22 protein-coding genes and 3 tRNA genes are annotated in these 19,646 nt (G+C 70.5%); 2 read left to right on the top strand and 23 right to left on the bottom strand.

What is annotated here, in order from left to right; all coding sequences use genetic code 11:
* Position 1 precedes the first annotated feature (1 nt).
* From ACGWYJ_RS35415 to ACGWYJ_RS35360, 12 genes are all read right to left on the bottom strand, one after another.
* Complete coding sequence (locus ACGWYJ_RS35415; protein ID WP_395110933.1) at positions 2–850, bottom strand: MlaE family ABC transporter permease; 849 nt, start codon at positions 848–850, stop codon at positions 2–4.
* Complete coding sequence (locus tag ACGWYJ_RS35410) at positions 850–1,641, bottom strand: MlaE family ABC transporter permease (protein ID WP_395110942.1); 792 nt, start codon at positions 1,639–1,641, stop codon at positions 850–852. Before ACGWYJ_RS35410 ends, ACGWYJ_RS35415 begins: the two co-directional genes overlap by 1 nt.
* A 223-nt stretch (positions 1,642–1,864) precedes the next feature.
* On the bottom strand, positions 1,865–2,818 hold the full coding sequence (locus tag ACGWYJ_RS35405) for an ABC transporter ATP-binding protein (protein ID WP_395110932.1): 954 nt from the start codon (positions 2,816–2,818) through the stop codon (positions 1,865–1,867).
* Between the two features lie 469 nt (positions 2,819–3,287).
* Entirely contained in the window at positions 3,288–3,677 is a 390-nt protein-coding gene (gene rplL / locus ACGWYJ_RS35400) for a 50S ribosomal protein L7/L12 (protein WP_285699376.1), read from the bottom strand.
* A 75-nt stretch (positions 3,678–3,752) separates the two neighbouring features.
* On the bottom strand, positions 3,753–4,316 hold the full coding sequence (gene rplJ, locus ACGWYJ_RS35395) for a 50S ribosomal protein L10 (protein WP_395110931.1): 564 nt from the start codon (positions 4,314–4,316) through the stop codon (positions 3,753–3,755).
* A 359-nt stretch (positions 4,317–4,675) separates the two neighbouring features.
* Positions 4,676–5,557: a hypothetical protein gene (locus tag ACGWYJ_RS35390; protein WP_395110930.1), complete on the bottom strand. Its 882-nt coding sequence runs from the start codon at positions 5,555–5,557 to the stop codon at positions 4,676–4,678.
* 125 nt (positions 5,558–5,682) lie between these two features.
* Positions 5,683–6,540 (bottom strand): hypothetical protein, encoded by an 858-nt coding sequence (locus ACGWYJ_RS35385; RefSeq protein ID WP_395110929.1) that lies wholly within the window; start codon positions 6,538–6,540, stop codon positions 5,683–5,685.
* A 310-nt stretch (positions 6,541–6,850) separates the two neighbouring features.
* Complete coding sequence (gene rplA / locus ACGWYJ_RS35380; protein WP_395110928.1) at positions 6,851–7,573, bottom strand: 50S ribosomal protein L1; 723 nt, start codon at positions 7,571–7,573, stop codon at positions 6,851–6,853.
* Between the two features lie 70 nt (positions 7,574–7,643).
* The gene (gene rplK / locus ACGWYJ_RS35375; RefSeq protein ID WP_395110927.1) at positions 7,644–8,072 is read right to left on the bottom strand and encodes a 50S ribosomal protein L11; all 429 of its coding nucleotides are present in this window, start codon (positions 8,070–8,072) and stop codon (positions 7,644–7,646) included.
* 166 nt (positions 8,073–8,238) lie between these two features.
* Entirely contained in the window at positions 8,239–9,060 is an 822-nt protein-coding gene (gene nusG / locus ACGWYJ_RS35370; protein WP_395110926.1) for a transcription termination/antitermination protein NusG, read from the bottom strand.
* A 130-nt stretch (positions 9,061–9,190) separates the two neighbouring features.
* Positions 9,191–9,439: a preprotein translocase subunit SecE gene (secE, locus tag ACGWYJ_RS35365; RefSeq protein WP_395110925.1), complete on the bottom strand. Its 249-nt coding sequence runs from the start codon at positions 9,437–9,439 to the stop codon at positions 9,191–9,193.
* Positions 9,440–9,592: 153 nt separating this feature from the next.
* Positions 9,593–9,665 (bottom strand) — tRNA-Trp (locus ACGWYJ_RS35360).
* A gap of 182 nt (positions 9,666–9,847) precedes the next feature.
* Between ACGWYJ_RS35360 and ACGWYJ_RS35355 the strand changes: the two genes are divergently transcribed.
* Complete coding sequence (locus tag ACGWYJ_RS35355; protein ID WP_395110924.1) at positions 9,848–11,050, top strand: pyridoxal phosphate-dependent aminotransferase; 1,203 nt, start codon at positions 9,848–9,850, stop codon at positions 11,048–11,050.
* A 4-nt stretch (positions 11,051–11,054) separates the two neighbouring features.
* On the opposite strand, the gene ACGWYJ_RS35350 is transcribed toward ACGWYJ_RS35355, so the two are convergent.
* The 3 genes from ACGWYJ_RS35350 to ACGWYJ_RS35340 all read right to left on the bottom strand — a co-directional run bounded on the left by ACGWYJ_RS35350 (position 11,055) and on the right by ACGWYJ_RS35340 (position 13,304).
* The gene (locus tag ACGWYJ_RS35350) at positions 11,055–11,810 is read right to left on the bottom strand and encodes a hypothetical protein (protein WP_395110923.1); all 756 of its coding nucleotides are present in this window, start codon (positions 11,808–11,810) and stop codon (positions 11,055–11,057) included.
* A gap of 3 nt (positions 11,811–11,813) precedes the next feature.
* Positions 11,814–12,326 (bottom strand): SigE family RNA polymerase sigma factor, encoded by a 513-nt coding sequence (locus tag ACGWYJ_RS35345; protein WP_395110922.1) that lies wholly within the window; start codon positions 12,324–12,326, stop codon positions 11,814–11,816.
* Between the two features lie 159 nt (positions 12,327–12,485).
* Entirely contained in the window at positions 12,486–13,304 is an 819-nt protein-coding gene (locus ACGWYJ_RS35340; protein ID WP_395110921.1) for a hypothetical protein, read from the bottom strand.
* Between the two features lie 323 nt (positions 13,305–13,627).
* On the opposite strand from ACGWYJ_RS35340, the gene ACGWYJ_RS35335 reads away from it, so the two are divergent.
* Positions 13,628–14,665, top strand: coding sequence for an adenosine deaminase (locus ACGWYJ_RS35335; RefSeq protein ID WP_395110941.1), 1,038 nt, complete (start codon positions 13,628–13,630; stop codon positions 14,663–14,665).
* Here the strand turns inward: ACGWYJ_RS35335 and ACGWYJ_RS35330 are convergent.
* The 8 genes from ACGWYJ_RS35330 to ACGWYJ_RS35295 all read right to left on the bottom strand — a co-directional run.
* Complete coding sequence (locus ACGWYJ_RS35330; protein ID WP_395110920.1) at positions 14,662–15,744, bottom strand: UDP-N-acetylmuramate dehydrogenase; 1,083 nt, start codon at positions 15,742–15,744, stop codon at positions 14,662–14,664. The two genes, ACGWYJ_RS35335 and ACGWYJ_RS35330, sit on opposite strands and share 4 nt — an antisense overlap.
* A gap of 96 nt (positions 15,745–15,840) precedes the next feature.
* Positions 15,841–16,266 (bottom strand): MaoC/PaaZ C-terminal domain-containing protein, encoded by a 426-nt coding sequence (locus ACGWYJ_RS35325; protein WP_395110919.1) that lies wholly within the window; start codon positions 16,264–16,266, stop codon positions 15,841–15,843.
* On the bottom strand, positions 16,266–16,703 hold the full coding sequence (locus tag ACGWYJ_RS35320; RefSeq protein ID WP_395110918.1) for a MaoC family dehydratase N-terminal domain-containing protein: 438 nt from the start codon (positions 16,701–16,703) through the stop codon (positions 16,266–16,268). Before ACGWYJ_RS35320 ends, ACGWYJ_RS35325 begins: the two co-directional genes overlap by 1 nt.
* Before the next feature lie 351 nt (positions 16,704–17,054).
* Positions 17,055–17,219, bottom strand: a complete 165-nt coding sequence (gene rpmG, locus ACGWYJ_RS35315) for a 50S ribosomal protein L33 (RefSeq protein ID WP_067629315.1) — start codon at positions 17,217–17,219, stop codon at positions 17,055–17,057.
* Between the two features lie 118 nt (positions 17,220–17,337).
* Positions 17,338–17,411, bottom strand: a tRNA-Met gene (locus tag ACGWYJ_RS35310).
* A 162-nt stretch (positions 17,412–17,573) separates the two neighbouring features.
* Positions 17,574–17,646: transfer RNA gene (locus ACGWYJ_RS35305), tRNA-Thr, on the bottom strand.
* Between the two features lie 133 nt (positions 17,647–17,779).
* Entirely contained in the window at positions 17,780–18,907 is a 1,128-nt protein-coding gene (locus ACGWYJ_RS35300; protein WP_395110917.1) for an acyl-CoA dehydrogenase family protein, read from the bottom strand.
* 16 nt (positions 18,908–18,923) lie between these two features.
* Positions 18,924–19,646 (bottom strand): protein phosphatase 2C domain-containing protein (locus tag ACGWYJ_RS35295; protein ID WP_395110916.1); only part of this gene is annotated, 723 nt, incomplete at its 5' end.

The raw sequence follows: 19,646 nt of genomic DNA, 5'->3' as shown, positions 1-19,646 counted from the left end.
CTCACCCCGCGATCCGCACGGACGTGGTGGCGCCCCAGATCGCCATGCCGAGCAGCAGGTCGGTCACGTTGATGACGACGATGCTCGTGCGCACCGCCCGTCCCACGGCGACGCCCACCCCGGCCGGGCCGCCGCCGGCGTGGTAGCCGTAGTAGCAGTGGATCAGCATGACCAGCAGCGCGAATATGATCACTTTGCCGAACGACCAGAGGATGTCGTACGGCGGTAGGAACAGCGAGAAATAGTGGTCGTAGGTCCCGGTGGACTGCCCGTAGAAGAGCGTCACGATCAGCCGGGTCGCCCCGTAGGACGCCAGCAGGCCCACGATGTACAGCGGCACCACCGCGATCATCCCGGCGATCATCCGCGTGGTGACCAGGAACGGCATCGACGGGACCGCCATGACCTCCAGCGCGTCGATCTCGTCGGAGATCCGCATCGCGCCGAGCTGCGCGGTGAACCCGCAGCCCACGGTCGCCGACAGGGCCAGCGCCGACACCAGCGGCGCGATCTCGCGGGTGTTGAAGTAGGACGCCACGAAGCCGGTGAACGCGGCGGTGCCGATCTGGTTCAGCGAGTTGTAGCCCTGGAGCCCGACCTGGCTGCCGGTGAAGAAGGTCATGAACGCGACGATCACGACGCTGCCGCCGATCACCGCGAGCCCGCCGGTGCCCAGGCTGACCTCGGCGAGCAGCCGCAGCACCTCCGTCCGGTAGCGGCGCAGCACCCGTGTCGTCCACGCGAACGCGCGGGCGTAGAACGACAGCTGGTGCCCGAAGTCCTCCAGCCGTTGCAGCGGGCCGTTCACCAACCTGGACCACGGCCTCCCGGTCCCTCCGTAGCCCGCCATCACATGCCCTTCTGCGGGACGAGCTGGAAGTAGAGGGTGGAGATCACGAAGTTCTCCAGGAACAGCAGCATGAAGGTGATGACCACCGTCTGGTTGACCGCGTCGCCGACGCCCTTGGGCCCGCCCTTGGCGTTCAGGCCCTTGTACGCGGCGACCAGACCGGCCGTGATGCCGAACACGAACGCCTTGACCTCGGCCTGCAACAGGTCGGGCAGTTGCGCGATGGCGTTGAACGAGGCCAGGTAGGCGCCGGGCGTCCCGTCCTGCAACATCACGTTGAAGAAGTAGCCGCCCATCAGGCCGACGACCGACACCAGGCCGTTGAGGAACAGCGCCACGAACGCGCAGGCCAGCATGCGCGGCACCACCAGGCGGTGCAGGGGGTTGATGCCCAGCACCTCCATGGCGTCGATCTCCTCACGGATCTTGCGGGAGCCGATGTCGGCGCACATGGCCGAGCCGGCGGCCCCCGCCACCAGCAGCGAGGTCACCAGCGGGCTCGCCTCGCGGACGATCGCCACCACCGCGGTGGCGCCGGTGAACGACTGCGCGCCCAGCTGCCGGATCAGCCCGCCGACCTGCAACGACAGAACGCCGCCGAACGGGATGGCGACCAGCATGGTGGGCACCACGGTGACGCTGACGATGAACCACGCCTGCTGGATGAACTCGCGCCACTGGAACGGCCAGACCAGCATCGCCCGGAACGTGTCCAGGCAGAGGGCGAAGAACCTGCCGGGTTCCCTGATCGCGACATTGGCCGCGCCGTCGGACAACCGGCGGAACCGCATGGAGCCTTCGCGCGGGTCGGCGCCGGCGCCAGGAGCTGACATCAGGGCGCCGCACCCGCCCCGGGCCAGCCGCCACCGGAGTCACGTGAATGCTTGGGGCGGCGCGGCAGCGCGCCACCGGGCGGTGCGCCGTCTCCGCCTCTGGGCGCCGGGGCGCCGGGCGCGGCGGGCGCGGTGGCGCCGGCCGTCTGGCCCATGGCCGCGACATAGCGCGGCCACTCCTTCACCCAGTCGCGTCCCTGGTCGTCGATGAACGAGCCGGGCGGCGGGACGACGCCGTGCGCCGCGCACCAGGCCCCCGGGGCGTGCTGGGTCGGACGGAGACGGCCGTCGCTGGGCATCTGCTGCGGCGGGATCGGCGGCAGCTTGCCGGGTCGTGGCCCATCTTGGCCTCGGCCTCCAGTTCGGAGACGTCCTTCTCCTCCGACATCCCGATCGGGCCGACCTTGCGGGCGTTGAGGAACTGCCGGACGACCGGCTCCTCGCTGGACAGCAGCATCTCGCGCGGGCCGAACATGACCAGCTCACGCCGGAACAGCAGCCCGATGTTGTCCGGGACGGTGCGGGCGGTGTTGATGTCGTGGGTGACGATGAGGAACGTGGCGCCGTACTGCGCGTTCAGGTCGACGATCGTCTGGTTGAGGTAGGCGGTGCGCACCGGGTCCAGGCCGGAGTCCGGCTCGTCCACCAGCAGGATCTCGGGGTCGAGCACCAGCGCGCGGGCCAGCCCCGCCCGCTTCTTCATCCCGCCGGAGATCTCGCCGGGCAGCTTCTTCTCGGCACCGAGAAGACCGACCATGTCCATCTTCTCCATGACGATGCGCTTGATCTCGCTCTCGGACTTCCTGGTGTGCTCGCGCAGCGGGAACGCGATGTTGTCGTAGATGTTCATCGACCCGAACAGCGCGCCGTCCTGGAAGAGCACCCCGAACAGCTTGCGGGTGTCGTACAGCTGCGACTCGGGCAGGCGCGGCAGGTCGCGGTCACCGATCCAGATGTGGCCGCGGTCGGGCTTGAGCAGGCCGACCAGGGTCTTGAGGAACACCGACTTGCCGGTGCCGGAGGGCCCGAGGAGCACACTGATCTCTCCCGCGGGCAGCGTTAGCGATACGTCCTGCCAGATGGTCTGGCGGCCGAACGACTTGGTCAGCCCTTCGACCCTGATCTCGACGCCCACTCGTCACCTTTCGTCCAGGCCGGGGGTTCCGGAACCAATGAGCGAGTGCAACTCAGTCTGTTGTGCGCCTCACACCGTGTGGCCGCCCCATTGCTACCGTCGGGTAGCGCACAGGTGTCACTACCGTAGCGGTCCCCCACGGAAATGGAAGGGGATCGAGCCGGTATCGGCACCGAAAAAGTCGTGATGTAAGCCAACCGTTACTTGGGACGCCCGCACGACTACTGCCCGCGAACCCGCACCTCAAGACGGGGATCGCCGACAGTACTGGACGCCGCGTCGGATAGTACAACGGCAGGGAGGAACCGCACGAGGGGTGCCGGCCGGTCGAACCGTGCCGGTCGAGCAGGGCATACGGGCGGCACATGCGAAAGGGCGGCCACCTCACCACAGGGTGAGGCGGCCGCCCCCGTGCGTCACGCCGCGCGGCCTCGCGCCGCGCGTGGTCCGCGTACCGGTGTTACCGGTGTTACTTGACGGTCACCGAGGCGCCGGCCTTCTCCAGGGCCTCCTTGGCCTTGTCGGCGGTCTCCTTGTTGACCTTCTCCAGCAGCGGCTTGGGCGCGCCGTCGACCAGGTCCTTGGCCTCCTTGAGGCCGAGGCTCGTCAGGGCGCGCACCTCCTTGATGACCTGGATCTTCTTGTCGCCGGCGGCCTCCAGGATGACGTCGAACTCGTCCTGGGCCGGCGCCTCCTCGGCGGCCGGGGCGCCCGGAGCGCCCGGGGCCGCGACGGCGGCGACCGGGGCGGCGGCCTTGACGTCGAAGACCTCCTCGAACTGCTTCACGAACTCCGAGAGCTCGAGAAGGGTCATCTCCTTGAAAGCGTCGAGCAGCTCGTCGGTGCTGAGCTTCGCCATGATGTGTTCCTCCGCAATGGCTTGTGACTGGGGTCCTGATGGACCGCGGGACGGGGTTCTCCTCAGCGGGCGCCGTTACTCGGCCGGCGTCTCGGCGGCAGGGGCCTCCGCCGTCTCGCCGCTCTCCTCGCGCTTCGCGCGCAGAGCCTCGGCGAGCCGGGCGGCCTGCGTGGGCAGCGCGTTGAAGAGCGCGGCCGCGTTGGCCATGGAGCCCTTCATCGCGCCGGCCAGCTTGGCGAGCAGCACCTCGCGGGACTCCAGGTCCGCGAGCCTGCCGATCTCCGAGGCGTCCATGCGCTGGCCCTCGACGACACCGCCCTTGATGACCAGAAGCGGGTTCGCCTTGGCGAATTCACGCAGCCCCTTGGCGGCCTCGACCACGTCGCCCTTGACGAACGCGATCGCCGACGGGCCCTCAAGGAGCTCCTGGAACCCCTCGTCGACCCCGGCCTCGCTCGCCGCGCGCTTGGTCAGCGTGTTCTTCACCACGGTGAACCTCGCGTTGTCGCCGAGGTTGGTGCGCAGCTCCTTGAGCTGCGCCACCGTGAGCCCGCGGTACTCGGTCAGCACGGCACCGCTGGAGCTCTCGAACTCGTTCTTGAGCTCGGCGATCGCCGCGGCCTTCTCGGCCTTTGCCATGGGCCTCCTTCCGATTACCTGGGTGGTCGCGACCCCCGCCCGTCCCGCTGCCGGGAGCGGACGGCGATCGCCGGGTGGAAGCCGCCGGGGCGAATAGCCCAGAAAACACTGAACGCCCCGGCGTAGGCGCACGGGGCGTGGCGCGGCGCTCACCAGCGGAGGCCGTACGAAGCTCTCGTCTCACCTACGCGGGCCGCCCGAATCTCTTCGGGTCCTTCGGCCACCCCGGAGGGCGGCGACCGGCGGTCTTCGGCACGTACCAGGGTACGTGATGCCGCCCGGCTCACCAAACCCGCGACGGGAACGGCCCGCGGGCGCCGTGCGCTCGCGGGCCGTTCACGCCGAGATCGGGACAGAGGTCAGGAACGCGGCATACCGGGCATCTGGCCCAGCAGGTCGGCGAAGTCGGCGGTCTCCCCCGCCGGCGGGGCCGAGATCTGCACCGGCTTGCCGTAGTCGCGGAACTTCATCGTCATCGTCATGCTCCCGGCCGCACCCTCCTGCCCCTTCATCGTCAGCTGGCGCGGGAGCTGCCGGCCGTCCACCCACAGGTCGAAGGTCATGGCGCCCATGCCCGCCTCCCCGGCGCGGCCGAGGGCGTCACGGTACGCCTTCTGCTGGTCGGGCGGCAGCGTCGCGATCGCGTCCTCCATCCGGTAGGTACCGGTGTAGTGCGTGGTCTCGACGCCGTTCACGGTCTCCTTGCCGACCTCGCGGACGTCCTTGGACGCGGTCAGCATCTTGGTGGTCTGCACCGGGTCCATCTGCTGCGACTGCTTGAGCAGGTCGTCGACGTTGACGCCCGCCTGCTTGCCGATCTCGTCCAGCGAGATCTTCAGCCACGGCTTGGCCGAGCCGCCGCCGAGCTGCGACAGCGCCGGCATCTTCATGTACATCACGCGGTCGATCAGGATCACCTCGATGCCCGACATGTTCTGCCCGGCCATCGTCATCTGGTCGAAGCTCACGCGGTAGGCCAGGTCGGGCTTGGTGCGGTACTGCATGGCGCCGCTCATCGAGACGTCGCCCTCCTGACCGCCGGACATCCGCACCGACAGGTCGGCCTGGACGGTGTCGATCTGACCGGTCTTCTGGGCGGTCCTGCCCAGCACCTGCGCCGCCGTCAGCTTGATGTTCTCACCGGCCTGGTCCACCTTGTCGCCGTCCAGGCCCAGACAGCCGGTCAGCGAGAGGGCCAGGCCGGTGACCAGTGCCACGCCCGCGGCCAAACGTCGGATCATCGTGAGGGATCTCCTTGGTCTGCGTCCACTGCCGCCCCGGTTGACGCGCAGGACGAACGGTACATAAGACGCGGACCCTACCGGCGCGGTTCGCAATCGCCGCCATGATCGCGGTAACGGGCCGCTCAGTTACGCGGAGTGCCCCCCAGGAAGGAGCCCAAGGAGAACTCGCCCACCTGGTCGGCGGGCGGCGGGCTCACCTTGAACGACTTCCCGTAGTCGCTGTAGCGAACGGTCAGCGTCCCGCCGTGGCCGCCGTCGGCGTCCTTCGTGACGAGCTTGCGCGGAAGCTGGTCCTTGTCCGTCCACAGGTCGAAGGCGAGCCTCTCCTTGCCCGCGCCCTCCGGGAACCACTGCCGCACCCTGGCGCGGGTCTGCGCGTCCAGCCTGCTGAGCGCGTCCTGGACGGTCACGGTCCCGGTGTAGTGGGTGGTCTGGACGCCGTCCACGGACTCCGTGCCGACACGCCGCGCGTCCTTCGAGCCGGTGAGCATCGTGGTCTGCTCGGCCGGGTTGACCTTCCGCAACTGGTCGACCAGGCCCTTGACGTCGAGGCCCGCCTGCCGCCCCGCCTGGCTCACGTTCACCTTCACCCACGGCTTGCCGTCGGCCACGAACCTGGCGAGCCGCGGCACCTTCGCGTACAGCACGTCACCGGTGTAGATGGCCTGGCCCTTGAGGCCCGGCACCGCCTGGCCGCCGTGCCTGACCTCGTCCAGCCGCGCGCTGAAGGCGAGCGTGGGCTCCAGCCGGAACCGCGCGGTGGCGCTGACGCCGCCGCCCCCGTTCGCGGGGTCGCTGACGGTGAGGTCGGCCTTGAACGAGTCCGCCTGCCCGGTCTTCTGGGACGCCTTGATCAATGCCTCGGCCGCGGTGAGCCGCATCGCGCCGGGCGTGCCCTCCTCGGACCCCGAGCAGCCCGACAGGACCAGAGCGGTGCCCATCGCGGCGCTGCCGGCCGCCACGGCGAATCGACGTTTCATGAGGTTCGCGCCTCCCTGTTTCGTCCGCTGATGCCGACCAGTCTCATTCGCGGCCGGCCCTGGCCACATCCCCCGCGGGAACCAATGCCCGGCCGACACGTCCACCTTGCGGCCTACCCATCCCGGCGCTTGCGGCGACCGTCGCCCGCCCGGCATGCGGCGCTTCCGCTTGGCACGCGGCGCTATCGCTTGGCATGCGGCGCTATCGCTTGGCATGCGGCGCTATCGCTTGGCATGCGGAAGGGGCGCCCCGCGGGTCGCGGGACGCCCCTTCCGGACGCCGGGAACGCCGTTCGGACGGACGGCCGTCTCAGGCGGTCGCCTCGTCGAGCTCGGCGGTGAGGTTGCGGACCGCGTTGGGGTCGACCGGGATGCTCGGCCCCATCGACGTCGTCACCACGGCCTTCTTCACGTACCTGCCCTTGGCCGCGGACGGCTTCAGCCGCTGGATCTCCTCGATCGCGGCGGCGTAGTTCTCCACGAGCTGGCGCTCGCTGAACGACGCCTTGCCCACGATGAAGTGGAGGTTCGCGTGCCGGTCCACCCGGAACTCGATCTTCCCGCCCTTGATGTCGGTGACGGCCTTGGCCACGTCCATGGTCACGGTGCCGGTCTTGGGGTTGGGCATCAGGCCGCGCGGGCCCAGCACCCGGCCGAGCCGGCCGACCTTGCCCATCTGGTCCGGGGTCGCCACGACCGCGTCGAAGTCCAGGAAGCCGCCCTGGATCCGCTCGATCATGTCATCGGAGCCGACCAGGTCGGCGCCCGCCTCCCGGGCCTCGTCCGCCTTGGCGCCGCCCGCGAAGACCAGCACCCTGGCGGTCTTGCCGGTGCCGTTGGGCAGGTTGACGGTGCCGCGGACCATCTGGTCGGCCTTGCGCGGGTCGACGCCCAGCCGCAGGGCGACCTCCACGGTCGCGTCGAACTTGGTGACCGAGGTCTGCTTGGCCAGCCTCATCGCCTCGGCCGGGCTGTACAGCCGCTCGCGGTCGATCCGCTCGGCCGCGTTGCGGTAGCCCTTGCTGCGCTTCATGTCGTTCCTTCCCTGGAACTCGTGGTACGGGCCGCGCCCGGCCCTCCCACCGTCGGTTCTCGCCTGACGCTTACTTGACCTCGATGCCCATGGACCGGGCCGTCCCCGCCACGATCTTCTCGGCGGCGTCCAGGTCCTTGGCGTTGAGGTCGGGCATCTTGGTGGTGGCGATCTCGCGGATCTGGTCGCGGGTCACCGAGCCGACCTTGGTCTTGTGCGGCTCGCCGCTGCCCTTCTCGACCCCGGCGGCCTTGAGGATCAGCTGCGCGGCCGGCGGGGTCTTGGTGATGAAGCTGAACGAGCGGTCCTCGTAGATGGTGATCTCGACGGGGACCACGTTGCCGCGCTGCGCCTCGGTCGCCGCGTTGTACTGCTTGCAGAAGTCCATGATGTTGACGCCGTGCGGACCCAGCGCGGTACCGACCGGCGGCGCCGGCGTGGCCTGGCCCGCCTGCAGCTGGACCTTGACGACGGCGGCGACTTTCCTCCTGGGAGGCATGAGCCCTCCCCCTTCTGTGTCCCATTTTCCGATGGCTCCGACTCCCGGGTTTCCGGGCAACACGGCGGCTGGGACGAATCCACCGTGTGGGAGCCGCTTGACATTCCCCTCCCCGCGGGCGCGAGGAGGGGTCGCTCCAGGCTACGCGTTCGGCGAGCGGGCCCGGTCAGATCTTCGAGACCTGGTTGAAGCCCAGCTCCACCGGAGTCTCCCGCCCGAAGATCGACACCAGCACCTTCAGCTTCTGCTGCTCGGCGTTGATCTCGTTGACGGTGGCCGGGAGGGTCGCGAACGGGCCGTCCATGACGGTGACCGACTCGCCGACCTCGAAGTCGACGGCGGGGGCGGCGGCCTTGGCCTGCTCCTTGGTCTTGACCTGCTCCTCCGGCTCGGGGGCCAGCAGGTTGGCGACCTCGTCCAGGCTCAGCGGGGACGGCTTGTTGAGCAGGCCGACGAAACCGGTGACGCCGGGCGTGTTGCGGACCGCGGCCCACGACTCGTCGGTCAGCTCCATCCGCACCAGGATGTAGCCGGGCAGCACCTTCTCGTTGACCTTCTGCCGCTTGCCGCCCTTGATCTCGGTCACCTCGTGCTGCGGGACCTCGATCTGGAAGATGTAGTCCTCCATGTTGAGGGTCTGCGTGCGGGTCTCGATGTTGGTCTTGACCCGGTTCTCGTACCCCGCGTAGGAGTGCACGACGTACCAGTCGCCCGGCTGCATGCGGAGCTGCATCTTGAACTCCGCGTACGCGTCGGGCGCGGGCTCGGTGGGTTCCTCGGTGACCTCACCGGCCTCGTCCGCGAGTTCGGCCTCGACGTCGTCGCTGGGGCCGGTGTCACCCGGCCCGGCCCCCTCGGCGCCGGGCACGAACTCCGCACCGGCCTCGCTCAGAGGACCGCCGGGCTCGCCCAGGGACCCCTCCGCACCAGCCGCAGCGGACCGGGCCTCGTCGACGGCCTCGTCGTTGGGCTGTGAGGACTCGGACACGGTGACTCTTTCTCTCGAACGGATCTGTGAAAGTCTGTAACCCGCCAGGTGGCGGGCCGCCTGGCGGGATGGTCGCTATGGTCGCTCTCGGTGGCCGGGCCGGGGTGGCCGGTCGCTTCGGAGCGGAGGCTCAGCCGAAGGCCCAGAACACGCCCCGCTGCAGGAGCCAGTCCAGCCCCGAGACGATCGCCACCATGATCAACACGAACACCAGCGAGACCGTGGTGTAGGTGATGAGCTCACGGCGGGTGGGCCAGATGACCTTGCGCAGCTCCGCGATCACCTGGCGCACGAAGAGGACCGGAGTGGTGCGCTTGCGCGCTGGCCTCCCCTTGCCTTCGTCCTTGGCCGCGGCCTCGCCGCGCGTCTCAGTCGCCATTGTGCCGCCGTTCACCTCATCGGTCGTGGTCAACCGCCCTGTGCCGGTCGCGCGGACGGTCGTCGCGCGGTCCCGCCCCGGCGCCGGTCGTGACGGCGCGTGAATCTCCACACCGACGCGTGCGGACCGGTACGGGGTGCGCACCGCACCTCGCAGGGCAGGAGGGACTCGAACCCCCAACCGCCGGTTTTGGAGACCGGAGCTCTACCAATTGAGCCACTGCCCTTCATCGCGACACGACCAGCTTACGGCCCTCCGCGGAGCACCTGAACGGCGCTTCGCGGACATGCCCGCATGACGGATCCGCGCCACTAGGACGGTGAGTCTACGTCGCGGACGGGTCCCGCGTCGAACCAGACGGCCCCTATAGCGCTGAAGTCATCACTCGGCGTCTGTAACGATAGGGGCATGAGCACTGACCGACCTCGCGTCTCCGCGCGCATCGCCGCGATCTCCGAATCCGCCACGCTGGCCGTCGACGCCAAGGCCAAGGCGCTGAAGGCCGCGGGCCGCCCGGTGATCGGCTTCGGCGCGGGCGAGCCCGACTTCCCCACGCCCGGCTACATCGTGGAGGCCGCGGTCGAGGCGTGCCGGGAGCCGCGTTTCCACAAGTACACCCCGGCCGGCGGGCTTCCCGAGCTGCGCTCGGCCGTCGCCGAGAAGACGGCGCGCGACTCCGGCTACGCGGTGGAGGCGTCCCAGGTCCTGATCACCAACGGCGGCAAGCAGGCGGTCTACCAGTCGTTCGCCGCCCTGCTGGACCCGGGCGACGAGGTGCTGGTGCCCACCCCGTACTGGACGACCTACCCCGAGTCGATCAAGCTGGCCGGGGGCGTGCCGGTGACCGTCGTCGCCGACGAGACCACCGGCTACCGGGTGACCGTGGAGCAGCTTGAGGCGGCCCGTACCGAGCGCACCAAGGTGCTGCTGTTCGTGTCCCCGTCCAACCCGACCGGCGCCGTTTACACCCGCGAGCAGGTCGAGGAGATCGGCCGCTGGGCCGCCGGGCACGGGCTGTGGGTGCTCACCGACGAGATCTACGAGCACCTGGTGTACGGCGACGCCGAGTTCCACTCGATGCCCGCCGTGGTGCCCGAGCTGGCCGACCGTACCGTGATCGTGAACGGGGTGGCCAAGACCTACGCGATGACCGGCTGGCGGGTCGGCTGGATGATCGGCCCGCAGGACGTGATCAAGGCGGCGGCCAACCTCCAGTCGCACGCCACGTCCAACGTGGCCAACGTGTCGCAGGCCGCCGCGCTCGCCGCGGTCACCGGCGATCTGTCGGCCGTCGCCGAGATGCGCGCCGCCTTCGACCGGCGCCGCCAGACGATCGTCCGGATGCTGAACGAGATCCCCGGCGTCGTCTGCCCCGAGCCGGAGGGCGCGTTCTACGCCTACCCGTCGGTCAAGGCGCTGCTCGGCACGGAGATCCACGGCAGGCGCCCGCAGACGTCGGTGGAGCTGGCCTCGCTCATCCTGGAGGAGGCCGAGGTCGCGGTGGTCCCCGGCGAGGCGTTCGGCACCCCCGGCTACTTCCGCCTCTCGTACGCGCTGGGCGACGACGACCTGGTCGAAGGCGTCTCCAGGATCACCAAGCTCCTGAGCTGACCCCTCAGGGGCGGACGCCTTCGGCGATGCGCATGAGCTGCGCTCGCGCGGGGCCGTCCGCGGTGACGGTGACGCCGACGCCGGGACGGTCCAGCCACGCGACCTGGACGCCCTCGCCGGGATGCTCGATCGTCAGGGCATGGACGCCCCGCACCTTGGCCGGCTTGGGCACTCCCGGGGACCTGATCAGGTCCTCGGGGGAGCCCACGTCGGGGCCGCGCACCAGCCTGATCTCCACGGAGGAGCCGTCCGATCCCCGCCACTCGCAGGTGGTCACCGTGGCCCTGCCCTCACTGGACGTGCCGCAGGGAGCCTCGGGGACGAGCCCGGACGGCAGGAACGTCACCCACTTGGGGAGCCTGACCACGCCCGCCGCACCGGACGGCTTGGAGCCGGGCCGGCCGGGTTCACCACCCGTTTCCGGGCCGCGGCTGGGGGCCGTCCCGGGCGCCGGCTCTCCGGGCGCGACCGGCGCCTCGGGGAGGCCCGGCGGGGTCGCCCGCCCCGGGGTGCCCGGCGCCGGGGACCCTCCCTTGCCGTCGTGGTCGCCGTCCGCGCCGACCGTGCCCGCGCGAAAGGACTGGTAGCCGGGCGCCACCACGGCGACCGCCACGGCCGCGGCCGCCACGCCGACGCCCACCCTGATGCGCCTCTGGCGGCGGCGGTACCGGCGGCGCACATCGCCGACGAGCGTGGGCGGAGCCGCAGCCTCGGCCACCTGCTCTTCCATGGCCTTCCGCAGTTCACTCTCCAGGTCCATCGCTCATCTCCCCAGTGGTGCCAGATTGCTGTCGAGACGTTCCCGGAGCCTGGCCAGCCCCCGGGACGCCTGGCTCTTGACGGTGCCGACCGAGCAGCCGAGCACCCGCGCGGTCTCCGCCTCCGAGAGGTCCTCCCAGAAACGCAGGACCAGCACCGCCCGCTGCCGCGGACCCAGCTTGCGCAGCTCCTCCATGAGGGTGCCGCGCAGCTCCACCGTGTGGGTCGCCGACGTGGACGCCGGCCTCTCCGGCGGTCTGGCCATGTTGATCTCCCGGAGCACCTTCCACCGCCGGGACCTGCTGATCACCAGGTTGACCAGGATCCGGCGGACGTAGGGTTCGGGATCGGATTCGGGGTCCAGCCGTCCCCAGTGCCGGTACGCCTTCTCCAGCGCACTCTGCAGGATGTCCTCGGCGTCCTGATGGGCGCCGCACAGGAGCGACGCGGTCCGCAGCAAGGCGGTGCCACGTGCCGTAACGAAATCGGCGAACGACTGGTCGTCTCGACGCCCCACTATGCTCCGTCCGGCTGTGAGCTTGGTCGGCTACCGCGGTCGGCGGGTGGCCCCCCGCGCAGGGGCCACCCCGCCACGTGTCCGGATCTCCGTTCTCCGCCGTGAGGCCGGGAGCCGGAGTCCGAACGGTCTTCGGATGCAGGCGAGAGGCCGGGCCCGCTACCCGCGGACCTTGGCCAGCTGGGCGGCCACGTCCTGCAGGCTGGTGGAGGCGACCGGGCTCCCGTTCAGGAACAGCGCGTAGCCCGCCGGGTCGATCATCAGCACGCCGCTCCGGCCGGCGGGGGCCTGGAGCATGACGACGCCGTTGGCGGTCGTGGTGCGGACGGCGCCCGCGGGCACGCCCACGGCCTTCCTGACCTCCTGCTCGGCCGTCCGCGCCGGGGTCTTGATGCGCTCGACGGTGACCCAGCCCGCCGTCCCGGCCGCCTTGGAGACCCACTTCTGGGTCACCGTGCACGCCTGCGCGGCGCCCACCTTCCGCACGCCGGTCTTGCTGGAGACGTGCTTCAGGCCCTTGGACAGCATGACCGTGCGCTCCAGCGGGCCGCCGACCTCGACGGCCGGGGCCAGCTTGTCACAGCCGAGCCCGCCCACGCCCGGAACCTGCGGAACCTCGGGGGCCTGCGGCACGCCGGGGGCGGACGGCACCCTCGCGCCCTGCTTGGGCAGCGCCGAGACGTCCGGGCACGGGGGCAGCTCGGCGTTCGGGACGCGCGGCTTGGCCACCGGGGCCTTCACCTCGCCCTCGCCCTTCTTGGCCAGTTCCGAGCCCTTCTTGGTGAGCTCCGAGGCGGGCAGGCAGGAGGGAAGGACCTTCGGGGCGCCCTGTCGGGCGTCGTTCACCGCCGCCGGGAGCCGGTCGTGCGCGGCGCGGGGGGCGGCGTCGGTCTGCGCGACGGAGGCCCACGTGACACCACCGGCGGCGACGGCGCCGACGGCGGAGGCGGCGATCACGGCGGCCTTGATCGAAATCATCTGGGGGGTTCCCTTCTGCCCGTCTGGACTCTGGCGCCCCCCATATACGCGCGGGTCCCGTAGGGGGTTGCACGGCCTCCCAGAATTTTTTTCGGAGCCTTGGCCCGGCTCTCGGTCCGGCCCTCGTGGCCCCAGGACGCCGGAGGGGTGTTACCCGTGGGACGGCATGGCCACGACGTGCCATCGCGCATAGTCAGGACCGGTGGTCCTGGTGAGCCGGGGATTCCATCTGCGGCGGCGTCCGGCAGCATTGGGTCATGGAGGCCCGTCTCGCATCACCACGTCATGACCACGCGCTCGCGCCCTTCGCCGGGCACGACACCATGAAGGGCCTCTCCGAGCGGACACTGCGACGCGACCTGGCCGTCCTGCCCAAGGCGCACCTGCACCTGCACTTCACCGGCTCCATGCGGCACTCCACGCTCGTCGAGCTGGCCGCCGAGCACGGCGTCCACCTCCCGGACGCGCTGGTCGAGGACTGGCCGCCCAAGCTGCGGGCGACCGACGAGCGCGGCTGGTTCCGGTTCCAGCGCCTGTACGACATCGCCAGGTCGGTCCTGCGCACCCCCGAGGACCTGCGGCGCCTCGTCCACGAGACCGCCGAGGACGAGGCGGCCGAGGGATCGGGCTGGCTGGAGATCCAGGTGGACCCCAGCGGCTACGCGGCCCGCTTCGGCGGCCTCACGCCGACGGTCGAGCTCGTCCTGGACGCGGTACGCGAGGCGGAGAAGGCCACCGGCGTCGGCATCGGCGTCGTGATCGCGGCCAACAGGACGCGGCACCCGCTGGACGCCAAGACGCTGGCCCGGCTCGCGGTGCGGTACGCGGGGAGCGGCGTGGTCGGGTTCGGGCTGTCCAACGACGAGCGGCGTGGCCGCGCGTACGACTTCGAGGGCGCGTTCCGGATCGCCCGGCGCGGCGGGCTGGTGGCCGTCCCGCACGGCGGTGAGCTTCTCGGGCCCGCCAGCGTCCGGGAATGCCTGGAGACGCTGTCGGCCGACCGGCTGGGGCATGGGGTGCGGGCCGTCGAGGACCCGCGGCTGCTGGAGACCATCGTGGAACGCGGCGTGACGCTGGAGGTGTGCCCCGCGTCCAATGTGGGCCTGGGCGTGGCGGCCACCGCGGCGGACGTCCCGCTGCGCACGCTGTACGAGGCAGGGGCGCGGATCGCGCTCGGCGCCGACGACCCTCTGCTGTTCGGGTCACGGCTGGTGCGGCAGTACGAACTGGCCCGCGCCGAGCACGCCTTCACCGACGCGGAACTCGCCGAACTGGCCCGCCAGTCCATCCGGGGCTCGTGCGCGCCCGACGCGGTCCGGGACCGGCTGCTGAAGGGCGTGGACGACTGGGAGCGGGCCTAGAGCTCGACGCCGACGAAGACGGGCTCGTTGACCAGCTCCACGCCGAAGGCGTCCCGTACGCCGTCGCGGACCTGGCGCGCCAGCGCGAGCAGGTCGGCGGTGCTGCCGTCGCCCGGGTTGGTGAGGGCGAGGGTGTGCTTGCCGGAGATCCTGACCGGGCCGAGCGCGTGCCCCTTGGTGAAGCCCGCCTTGTCGATCAGCCAGGCCGCGGAGGTCTTGGTGCGCGGCTCCCCGTCCGGGCCGGGGCGTTCGGCGTACCGGGGGAACCGCACGTCCGGGCCGAGCCGTTCGGCGACTCGGCGTTCCAGCTCCGCGAGCCGCTCCGCGTCCAGGATCGGGTTGGTGAAGAACGAGCCGGCGCTGCGGGTGTCGGGATCGGCCGGGTCGAGCACCATCCCCTTGCCCCGCCGCAGCTCCAGGACCGCCTCCCGCGCCTCCTTCAGCGGCACCGTCGCGCCCGGCTCGACGTCCAGCTTGCGGGCCAGCTCCGCGTACGCGATGGGCTGGGACGCCTCGGACTCCCGCAGCTCGTAGGTCACCTCAAGGATCACGTACCGGTCGTGGCCCTTGAACGCGCTGTGGCGGTAGGTGAACCCGCACTCCTCGCGGCCGAACTCGACGATCTTGCGGGCCCGCCGGTCGTACGCCCTCACCCGGATGATCGTCTCGCTGACGTCCTGGCCGTACGCGCCCACGTTCTGGATCGGCGTGGCCCCGACCCGGCCCGGGATGCCCGACAGGCACTCCACCCCGGTCAGGCCGTCCTCCACGCATCGGGCGACGAACGGCTCCCACTCCTCACCGGCCTGGACCCGTACGCGCACGCCCCCTCCGTCGGCCGGGGACCGGTCCACGCCGCGCGTGCCGACCCGGACGACCGTGCCGGGAAAGCCGTCGTCGGAGACCACCAGGTTGCTGCCGCCGCCGAGCACCAGCACCGGCTCGCCCTCGTCGTCCGCCCGGCGCACCGCCGCGACCAGCTCGGCCTCGGTCGTCGCCTCCACGAACCGGCGCGCCGGGCCGCCCAGCCGCAGCGTGGTGTACCCGGCCAGGTTCACCTCTTCAGCGAACACCGCCACCTGGTCTTCCCCTCCCCGCACGCGCGATCGCGTGGACCGGGACGGGCCCGTCCCTGGCCCACGCGATCAGGGCCTACGTATCGTCCCGGCGGGTCCTCACGCCAGCCTGACGACCGCCCTGGCGCGCGTGAGGACCTTCTGCTCACCGGACCGGGCGGTCAGCGCCACGACGACCTTGTTGTCGTCCAGCTTCTCCTCCACCCGGCCGCTGATCTCCAGGGTCGCGCCGCCCTCGTCCGGCACCACGACCGGCGCGGAGAACCGTACCCCGTAGTCCACCACGGCACCCGGGTCTCCCACCCAGTCCGTCACGAACTTGCCGCCCTGGGCCATGGTGTACATCCCGTGCGCGATCACGTCCGGCAGGCCCACCGCCTTCGCGAAGCTCTCCCGCCAGTGGATCGGGTTGAAGTCGCCGGACGCCCCCGCGTACATCACCAGGTTGGCCCGGTCGACCGCGAACGACCGCGCCGGAAGCTCCGTACCCACCTCGACCTCGGCGTACGACACCTTCGCCGTCATCAGGCCCCCCGTTCCACGATGGTGTTGTAGGTCTTGCAGACCGGCTCGCCCTCGACCGTCGTGATCTCGGTCTCCACGACCATCTTCTCGTTGTTGCCGATCGTCTTGATCTCGGTGATCGTCGAGGTGGTGATCAGCACGTCCCCGGCGCGCACCGGGCGGGTGTACTCGAACCGCTGCTCGCCGTGCACCACCATCGAGTAGTTCAGGCCCAGGTCGGGGTCGGCCAGCGCCGGGTTGCCCAGGGACACCACGATGGGGAAGGTCGGCGGCGCGATGACGTCGGGATGACCGGCGGCCTTGGCCGCCTCGGCGTCCCGGTAGATCGGGTTGGGGTCGCCGATCGCCTCCGCGAACTCCCGTATCTTCACCCGGCTCACCTCGTACGGTGGGCCGGGCGGGAAGCTCCGCCCGATGAAATCACGGTTGAGTGGCATGCGGTCCGTCCCTCCACGGTCCAACGGGGGCCGAGCCCGTCCCACGGCGAGGGGCCGTACCGGGCTCGCGTCGTCTCGGACGGACGGTAACAGAACGACATTCACCCTGGCCCGCCGGACCACCGGGAGATAGGAGGAGACCCGCGCCCGCAGGCCGATCAGAACGCGGCTATAGAGGCGGATCGGCCCAGGAAGGGGCGATGACACCCTTCACGCCAAAGCCGCCGAAGGCATGCGTGGACGCAGCGAGCCGTCGAGGCTGTTCTGGAGCGTTACGGCGAAAGCCGCCGCGGCCGAGCCACAGGCGAGGAGCGCCTTGGCCAGGCGCCCGAGCGAGGAGCGGGGCCCGTGCTAGCGGGTCTCACGGTGGGGACGGTGGCACCGGCAGTTGGGGCAGTACTTCTTGATCTCAAGGCGGTCCGGGTCGTTGCGCCGGTTCTTCCGCGTGATGTAGTTCCGGTGCTTGCACTCCTGGCAGGCCAGCGTGATCTTCGGCCGGACGTCGGTGGCAGCCACGATGGAGTGCCTTTCTTGCTAGGGACATTGGACGATGCACGCGGCCTCCGTGGAGGGAGGCCGGGTGTTCCTACCCAGCCCGCCTCGCCCCCAGAAGGGGGGCGAGTGGGCTCGATAGTAGCGAGGGCCGGACTTGAACCGGCGACACAGCGATTATGAGCCGCTTGCTCTGCCTGACTGAGCTACCCCGCCGTGATGGTCGGTGTCGACCGGATTACAAGGATACCGGAACTTCACCGGAGCCTGGAAACGCGAGGCCCGGGACCTGGGCGGGTCGTGCCCGACGCCCGGCGCCCGAGCGGTGCGGATCCGAAGGCCGCCCCGACGATGTCCGGAACGGCCTCCGCGCTGCCGAGCCCCTTTACGGAATCGAACCGTAGACCTTCTCCTTACCATGGAGACGCTCTGCCGACTGAGCTAAAGGGGCCTGCGTCGTTGGCGCAGTGAAACCATACACGGCCGGAGGACGAGTTGCGAAATCGATTAGCCGTGCCCGGACGGGGTTTCGCGACGCGGCCGCCACGCGCCCTGCCGCGCAGGTCAGCGTGCCGCCGACGGGCTCAGCGCAGCAGCTGGCGGGCGATGATCACCTGCTGGATCTGGCTGGTCCCTTCGTAGAGCCGGAAGAGCCTGGCATCGCGATAGAAGCGCTCGACCGCCACGCCGTGCATGTAGCCCATCCCGCCATAGACCTGGACGGCGCGATCGGCGACCCGTCCCACCATCTCCGAGCAGAAGTACTTGGCGCAGGACGGGGCGACCCGGGTGTCCTCGCCGGCGTCGTAGGCGCGGGCGGCCTCCAGCACCATCGCGCGTCCCGCGTACAACTCGGTCTGGGAGTCGGCGATGAGGCCCTGGATGAGCTGGTATTCGCCGATCTTGCTGCCGCCCTGCGACCGTTCCTTGGCGTAGGCGACCGTCTCGTCCAGGATCCGCTGGGCGAGGCCGACGCAGACGGCCGCGATGCTGACCCGGCCCTTGGCCAGGGAGAGCATGGCGATCCTGAAGCCCTCGCCTTCCCCGCCCACCATCGCGGACGCGGGCACCCGTGCGCCGTCGAAGAACACCTCGGCCGTGTGCGCGCCGCGCTGTCCCATCTTGGCGTCAGGCGGGCCGACCTTCACTCCGGGCGTGTCCTTGGGGACGAGGAAAGTGGAGATGCCGCGTCCGCCGGGACCGCCGGTCCGCGCGAAGACCATGAAGACGTCGGCCTCGGGAGCGTTGGTGATGAACCGCTTGGCACCGTCGATGACGTACTCGCCGCCGTCCCGCACGGCCGTGGTGGTGAGGGCGCTGGGGTCGGACCCGGCCTCCGCCTCGGTCAGCGCGAACGAGGCGATGATCTCGCCGGACGCCAGCCGGGGCAGCCACCGCGCCCGCTGCTCGGCGTCGCCCGCGTTCACCAGCACCTGACCGGCGATGCCGTTGCTGGTGCCGAACATGGACCGGTACGCGGGGGTGGTGTAGCCGAGCTCGAACACAAGCCTCACCTCCTCGCTGAGGGAGAGGCCGAGGCCCCCGTACTCCTCGGGTAGCGCGTATCCGAACAGGCCCATCTCCATGGACTTCTGCCGCACGTCCTGGGGGATGGCGTCGGTTTCCTCGATCTCGTCCTCGCGCGGGACCACCTGCTCACGGACGAAGGCGCGCACGGCCGCCAGCACGTCGGCGAATTCCTGAGAGTCCATGGAGCGGATTCTAGAATCAAGTTCGAAATTTGTCGTGGCCCCGGGCTTCGCCGAATCGGACGAGCAGGGCCGTGGCGTCGTCGAACCGCTTGCCCCGTGCCCCTTCCACCTGCTGCTCGCGCTCGGCCCTGCGCGTACGCCGGATCAGCTCGCGCGGCCCTTCGTCGTCCACCAAGTCCAGGAGTTCGTCCCACGTCATGAGGCCGAACCGCTCGACAAGGCGTGCCGCCCCATCACTGAGCAGGGCAGCGCGCCTCACCCCCTGGGCCTCCCCCGTCAGCGCCTGATACGCCGCCTCAGGGCGTGTGCTCGCCACCCAGAAGCCCCCACGGCTATTACGGGCCGCTCGTACCGCCTCGGTCGTATAGGAGGGGAGCTTGTTGACGCGGTCGTCCTGGATCACCCGCACCTCGGCGCCCACGTCCAAGAGCAGCGGCGAGTCGGCCAGAGCGAGCCATTGCACGACGCCATCGCCCCACCGCAGCATGGTCACCGTCGTCGAGGGGCTGTCTGGATTATCAAGGGCGCACGTCCGTGCGTGCGCTTCCGATGTGGCCTTGATGGACGCGGCGAGAACGTCCGCGAGCGGCTCTCGCCCTTGGAGAGCCAGGCGCCCCGCCAGTTCGCCCCCGAGCCTGCGTACCAGCCAACCCGGGCCGTGTACGCACCCACTGTCCACCCCTGGACGCGGCGTCGCCCCGTCCAGAACGACCGCCCACCCGGGACCGGCCACGACAAA

It is taken from the genome of Actinomadura sp. SCN-SB (assembly GCF_043906805.1).
Lineage (GTDB): Bacteria > Actinomycetota > Actinomycetes > Streptosporangiales > Streptosporangiaceae > Spirillospora.
This window is presented reverse-complemented; position numbering and strand designations above follow the sequence as displayed.

Bases quoted from the DNA above. Each gene is read 5' to 3' on its own strand.
- ACGWYJ_RS35415 (WP_395110933.1), bottom strand. From the start codon at position 850: ATGGCGGGCTACGGAGGGACCGGGAGGCCGTGGTCCAGGTTGGTGAAC.
- rplJ (WP_395110931.1), bottom strand. From the start codon at position 4,316: ATGGCAAAGGCCGAGAAGGCCGCGGCGATCGCCGAGCTCAAGAACGAG.
- secE (WP_395110925.1), bottom strand. From the start codon at position 9,439: ATGGCGACTGAGACGCGCGGCGAGGCCGCGGCCAAGGACGAAGGCAAG.
- ACGWYJ_RS35410 (WP_395110942.1), bottom strand. From the start codon at position 1,641: ATGCGGTTCCGCCGGTTGTCCGACGGCGCGGCCAATGTCGCGATCAGG.
- ACGWYJ_RS35350 (WP_395110923.1), bottom strand. From the start codon at position 11,810: ATGGACCTGGAGAGTGAACTGCGGAAGGCCATGGAAGAGCAGGTGGCC.
- ACGWYJ_RS35390 (WP_395110930.1), bottom strand. From the start codon at position 5,557: ATGATCCGACGTTTGGCCGCGGGCGTGGCACTGGTCACCGGCCTGGCC.
- rplL (WP_285699376.1), bottom strand. From the start codon at position 3,677: ATGGCGAAGCTCAGCACCGACGAGCTGCTCGACGCTTTCAAGGAGATG.
- ACGWYJ_RS35320 (WP_395110918.1), bottom strand. From the start codon at position 16,703: ATGCCACTCAACCGTGATTTCATCGGGCGGAGCTTCCCGCCCGGCCCA.
- ACGWYJ_RS35355 (WP_395110924.1), top strand. From the start codon at position 9,848: ATGAGCACTGACCGACCTCGCGTCTCCGCGCGCATCGCCGCGATCTCC.
- rplK (WP_395110927.1), bottom strand. From the start codon at position 8,072: ATGCCTCCCAGGAGGAAAGTCGCCGCCGTCGTCAAGGTCCAGCTGCAG.
- ACGWYJ_RS35335 (WP_395110941.1), top strand. From the start codon at position 13,628: ATGAAGGGCCTCTCCGAGCGGACACTGCGACGCGACCTGGCCGTCCTG.
- rplA (WP_395110928.1), bottom strand. From the start codon at position 7,573: ATGAAGCGCAGCAAGGGCTACCGCAACGCGGCCGAGCGGATCGACCGC.
- ACGWYJ_RS35300 (WP_395110917.1), bottom strand. From the start codon at position 18,907: ATGGACTCTCAGGAATTCGCCGACGTGCTGGCGGCCGTGCGCGCCTTC.
- ACGWYJ_RS35325 (WP_395110919.1), bottom strand. From the start codon at position 16,266: ATGACGGCGAAGGTGTCGTACGCCGAGGTCGAGGTGGGTACGGAGCTT.
- ACGWYJ_RS35385 (WP_395110929.1), bottom strand. From the start codon at position 6,540: ATGAAACGTCGATTCGCCGTGGCGGCCGGCAGCGCCGCGATGGGCACC.
- ACGWYJ_RS35340 (WP_395110921.1), bottom strand. From the start codon at position 13,304: ATGATTTCGATCAAGGCCGCCGTGATCGCCGCCTCCGCCGTCGGCGCC.